This is a genomic window from Streptomyces xiaopingdaonensis, from assembly GCF_000262345.1.
Lineage (GTDB): Bacteria > Actinomycetota > Actinomycetes > Streptomycetales > Streptomycetaceae > Streptomyces > Streptomyces xiaopingdaonensis.
The window spans coordinates 1-5,402 of sequence record NZ_AJTQ01000191.1 but is presented as its reverse complement, the minus strand read 5'-3'; the positions used below and the strand labels follow the sequence as shown (position 1 = coordinate 5,402).

Genomic DNA, 5,402 nt, shown 5'->3' with positions numbered 1-5,402 from the left:
CACGGCCCCCGCGCGCGCCGCGGCGACCCGCCGCGCGTGGCGGGCCTCCTCGACGGCGCCGCGGAGGCCCTCGGCCGAGCGGACCAGGGAGCTGAAGCCGAGCGTCAGCCGCCCCTCGCTCCCCAGCCCGGAGGCGAGCGATTCGCCCACGGCGCGCTGCAACTCCTCGGCGCGCAGCCCGGCCCGCGGGTGCCCGCCCTCTTCGGGGTCCTCGTCGGGGTAGGCGGGGAAGGGGAGGAGTGCGAGGGCCTCGTCCCGCTCGTGCGTCACCGCGACCCGGTCGACGCCGGCCTCGGCGCCTGGGATGCCGGGGTCGGCGAGGACCTCCTCCAACAGGGCCCGCGCGGTCGGGCCGCCTGTCGATGCCGTGTCGGCGCCCGCGTCGTCGCTCCACTCCAGCGCGGCGACGACCACCTGCCAGTAGGGAGCGGTGCCCAGCCGGGGCAGCAGCACCGGTGCCGCGACCCGCAGCCGGGCCGCGACCTCGGCCGGCGGCGCCCCGCCGGCGACGAGGTCGAGCACCTCCTTCGCGAGCCGCCTGCGCACCGTGCGCGCCGCGTCCCTGCGGTCGCGCTCGGCGGCGATGAGCTGGGTGACGCCGTGCAGGAGGTCGAGCCGCTCGGCGGGCCACTCGGAGGTGTCGGCCGCCGCGGCGAGGAACCAGTCGGAGAGGAGCGCGTCCCGCCCGGTGGGTGCGGCCTCGGTGCCGCCGACGGGGAAGAGCGCGTACGGGACGCCGTCGATCCGCGTGCGCACGGGCGCCTGCCGGCCGGCGCGGCGCGCGGCGAGGTGGGCGGCGGCGAGCTCCGTCCGCAGTGCAGGGGGGAGTTCGTCGACGCCGTCCTGGCCCGCCACCTGGCGGCCGGTGGGTGAGACGACCCAGGCGCGGAGGTCGAGGTCGGTGTGGAGGAGGTCGAGCACGGCATCGGGTCCGCCGCCAGCGGGTCCCGCCGACATCAGCCTGCGGTGGCGGTCGACGACGGCGGCGAGGTCGCCCGCGCGCTCCGTCGAGACCTGCCGGACGATGTGCTCGGTGATGGTCGCGAAGGCGACGGCCTCCGTCACGGCGAAGAGCGGCAGCCGGTGCTTGGCGCAGGCCACGACCAAGTCGTCCGGTACGGCGCCGAGTTCGGCCTCGCCGGCGGCGAGGCCCGCGACGCCTGCCTCGTTGACGATGCGGACGAAGGACTCCGAGTCCTCGGACGACCGGCGCCAGGCCAGCCCGGTGAGGACGAGTTCGCCGCCGGAGAGGTAGCGGCTGGGATCGCGCAGGTCGGTCGTCATCACGCCGGTGACGCTGCGGTCGAGTTCGGCCTCTCCGCCGAGGAGGCGGAGACCGAGCGAGTCGGTCGCCAGGAGTGCGCGCAGCCGCATCGGATCTCTGCCTGCCGTTCTTGGTCGCTGCTGACGGCCGCGCGTGCGCCGGCGGCCGGGGCGGTGCCCCGGAGGCGTCCCGTCCTTCGTTCGAATCTACAAGACCTCGCGGCTGCCAGGCCAAACGCTTCGGCGCTTCGGTGACTGCCCCGCACGCGCGCGGGACCGGTCTACTGGGTACGGCCGGAACGGCGGTGCAGGACGCGCTGCCGCGGCTGCGCGCACCCACCCTCGTGCACGTAGCGCAACCGCGCCGGTACGTACTGTGTGAGCGCCCGCACCCGCACGCCGTGCGCCGAGAAACCGGAGAGCACCAGGAAGGGAAACCGTGGAGTTTCTGCGTCCAGCCGGCTGGGAGGAGGCGCTCGCCGCGAAGGCCGAGCACCCCGACGCCGTCCCCCTCGCCGGCGGCACCGACATCATGGTCGAGCTCAACTTCGGCCGCCGCAGGCCGCGCACGCTGCTCGACCTCAGCGCGATCCCCGAGCTGCACGCCGTGGAGCGCACGCCCTCGGCGGTGCGGCTCGGCGCCGCGGTGCCGTACACCCGGATCGTCGAGGACCTCGCCGACGTGCTGCCGGGCCTCGCGATGGCCTCCCGCACCGTCGGCTCCCCGCAGATCCGCAACCGCGGCAGCGTCGGCGGCAACCTCGGCTCGGCCTCGCCCGCGGGCGACGCGCACCCCGCGCTGCTCGCCGCCGGCGCCACCGTGGAGGCCGAGTCGGTGCGCGGCACCCGGCACATCCCCGTCGAGGAGTTCTGCACGGGCGTGAAGCGGAACGCGCTCGCGGAGGACGAGTTGATCCGCACCGTGCGCGTACGTCCGGCGGCGGGCCCGCAGCAGTTCTCGAAGGTGGGCACGCGCAACGCGATGACGATCGCCGTCTGCGCCTTCGCGCTCGCCCTCCACCCCGGCAGCCGCACCGTGCGCAGCGGCATCGGCTCCGCCGCGCCCACGCCCGTACGCGCCCCGGAGGCCGAGGAGTTCCTCGGCCGGATCCTCGACGAGGGCGGGTACTGGGAGAGCGGCGAGCCGGTACCGCCGCTCGTCGCCGAGGAGTTCGCGTCGCTCTGCGCCGCCGCGTGCGACCCGATCGACGACGTGCGCGGCAGCGCCGCCTACCGCAGGCACGCGGTGCGGGTGATGGCGCAGCGGACGTGGGAGTGGGCCTGGGCGGGGTATCGGCCGGGTGCGGCGGGCAACGACGACGGAGGGGGAGCGGCATGCGTGTGACGTTCACGGTCAACGGCCGACGGTGCGAGGCCGACGACGTCTGGGAGGGCGAGTCGCTGCTGTACGTGCTGCGTGAGCGGCTCGGGCTCCCCGGCTCGAAGAACGCCTGCGAGCAGGGCGAGTGCGGGTCCTGCACGGTGCGGCTCGACGGTACGCCGGTCTGTGCCTGCCTCGTCGCGGCGGGGCAGGCGGAGGGGTGCGAGGTGCTCACCGTCGAGGGCCTCGCCGACTTCGCACGGCAGCGCTCGGGCGAACCCGAGCCGGATCAACTCTCGCCCGTCCAGGAGGCGTTCAACCGTGCGGGCGCGGTCCAGTGCGGGTTCTGCACGCCGGGGCTGCTCGTCGCGGCCGACGAGCTGCTGGAGCGCAACCCGCTGCCGTCCGACGCGGAGATCCGCGAGGCGCTCGCCGGCAACCTGTGCCGCTGCACCGGGTACGAGAAGATCCTCGACGCGGTGCGGCTCGCGGCCCGCGCCTCGGGGGAGGAGTGAGATGCAGGCCCAACCGACCCGCACACGCCCCGAGTCCACCCCGACCGACGGCCGACACGCCGGAGGAGTGGGCGAGTCGGCGGCGCGCCCCGACGGAACCCTCAAAGTCACGGGGGAGTTCGCGTACGCCTCCGACCTCTGGCACGAGGACATGCTCTGGGCCGTGACGCTCCGCAGCACGCACGCGCACGCGCGCATCCTCGCCGTCGACATCGGCGAGGCACTCGCCCACCCCGGCGTGCAGTGCGTCCTCACCCACGACGACCTGCCCTCCCGCACCACGGTCTACGGCCTGGAGGTCGCCGACACCCCCGCGCTCGCCGGGGACCGCGTGCGCTACCACGGCGAGCCCGTCGCCCTCGTCGCCGCCGACCACCCGGAGACGGCGCGCAGTGCAGCCGCGAAGATCCGCGTCGAGTACGAGCAACTCCCCGTCGTCCACGACGAGTCGACGGCGCTCGCACCCGACGCGCCGCTCCTCCACCCGGACCGCACGGACCCGCACGCCGCGCACGTTCCGCACCCCAACGTCGTGCACCGCCAGCCCGTGGTGCGCGGCGACGCGGCGGCGGCAGCGGCGCGCGCGGACGTCGTCGTCACGGGCGAGTACGAGGTGGGGATGCAGGACCAGGCGTTCCTCGGGCCCGAGTCGGGGCTCGCGGTGCCGGCCGAGGACGGCGGCGTCGATCTCTACGTCGCCACCCAGTGGCTGCACGCGGACCGGCGGCAGATCGCGCCCGTCCTCGGGCTGCCGGAGGAGAAGGTGCGGATGGTCCTCTCCGGCGTCGGCGGGGCCTTCGGCGGGCGCGAGGACCTCTCGATGCAGATCCACGCCTGCCTGCTGGCCCTGCACACCGGGCGACCCGTGAAGATGGTCTACAACCGCGAGGAGTCCTTCCTCGGCCACGTGCACCGCCACCCCGCCGTGCTCCACTACGAGCACGGGGCCACGGCGGACGGCAGGTTGACGCACCTGAAGTGCCGGATCGTCCTCGACGGCGGCGCCTACACGTCCTCCTCGCCCGCCGTGGTCGGCAACGCCGCCTCGCTCGCCGCCGGTCCCTACGAGGTGGAGAACGTCGACATCGAGGCGCTGGCGCTCTTCACCAACAACCCGCCGTGCGGGGCGATGCGCGGCTTCGGGGCCGTGCAGGCGTGCTTCGCCTACGAGGCCCAGATGGACCGCCTCGCGTCCGAACTCGACATGGACCCGGTGGAGTTGAGGCAGCGGAACGCGCTGCGGCAGGGCGGCACGATGCCTACGGGCCAGGTCGTCGACTCGCCGGCGCCCGTGGCCGAGCTGCTGCGGCGCGTCAGGGAGCGGCCGCTGCCGCCCGGACGGCGCTGGGACACCGGGGCCGGCGGTGCCGAACTGCGGGAGCTGCCGGGCGGCGTGGGCAACACGACGCACGGCGAGGACGTCGTGCGCGGCGTCGGGTACGCGGTCGGCATCAAGAACGTCGGCTTCTCCGAGGGGTTCGACGACTACTCGACGGCCCGCGTGCGCCTGGAGCTGGTCGGCGGGGAGCCCGTCGCCACGGTCCACACGGCCGCCGCGGAGGTCGGGCAGGGCGGAGTCACCGTGCAGAGCCAGATCGCGCGGACCGAACTCGGCGTGGAGCGCGTCGTGTTGCAGCCCGCCGACACCACCGTCGGCTCCGCGGGATCGACCTCGGCGTCGAGGCAGACCTACGTCACGGGCGGAGCCGTCCGCAACGCCTGCGCGCAGGTGCGCGAGCAGCTCCTCGACGCGGCGAGGAGGCGCTACGCGGCGACGGAACCGGTCTGGGGAAGCGCCGGACTCCGGCTGCACGGCGGGAAGGTGACGACGGCCGAGGGCCGCCCGCTCGTCGGGATCGCCCAACTCCTCGCCGAACTCCACGACGAGCAGCCGGAGTTCACCGTCGAACGCGAGTGGCGGCACCGCCCGACGCAGCCGTTCGACCCGGAGACGGGGCAGGGCTTCGGGCACGTGCAGTACTCCTTCGCCGCGCACCGTGCGGTCGTCGAGGTGGACACCCGGCTCGGGCTCGTCAAGGTCGTCGAGCTCGCGTGCGCGCAGGACGTCGGGAAGGCGGTCAACCCGCAGGCGGTCCTCGGCCAGATCCACGGCGGCAGCACCCAGGGGCTCGGCCTCGCGCTGATGGAGGAGATCCTCGTCGGCCCCGAGGGCACCGTCCGCAACCCGTCGTTCACCGACTACCTGATCCCCACCGTCCTCGACACCCCGCCGATGCCCGTCGACGTCCTCGAACTCGCCGACGACCACGCCCCGTACGGCCTGCGCGGCGTCGGGGAGGCGC

General features: G+C 74.9%; 4 protein-coding genes. 3 read left to right on the top strand and 1 reads right to left on the bottom strand.

Translation table 11 applies throughout. The annotated features are described in order from the left end of the window. The coding region (locus tag UWG_RS0115780; protein ID WP_016908191.1) for a PucR family transcriptional regulator ligand-binding domain-containing protein at positions 1-1,374 on the bottom strand (1,374 nt) is incomplete at its 3' end. Between the two features lie 328 nt (positions 1,375-1,702). Here UWG_RS0115780 and UWG_RS0115770 point away from each other — a divergent pair. From UWG_RS0115770 to UWG_RS30140, 3 genes are all read left to right on the top strand, one after another. Further along, positions 1,703-2,608: an FAD binding domain-containing protein gene (locus UWG_RS0115770; RefSeq protein ID WP_016908189.1), complete on the top strand. Its 906-nt coding sequence runs from the start codon at positions 1,703-1,705 to the stop codon at positions 2,606-2,608. Further along, positions 2,599-3,099 (top strand): (2Fe-2S)-binding protein, encoded by a 501-nt coding sequence (locus tag UWG_RS0115765; protein WP_016908188.1) that lies wholly within the window; start codon positions 2,599-2,601, stop codon positions 3,097-3,099. The genes UWG_RS0115770 and UWG_RS0115765 overlap by 10 nt, the downstream gene beginning before the upstream one ends. A 1-nt stretch (position 3,100) precedes the next feature. Then, a partial coding sequence (locus UWG_RS30140; RefSeq protein ID WP_016908187.1) for a xanthine dehydrogenase family protein molybdopterin-binding subunit occupies positions 3,101-5,402 on the top strand: 2,302 nt, incomplete at its 3' end.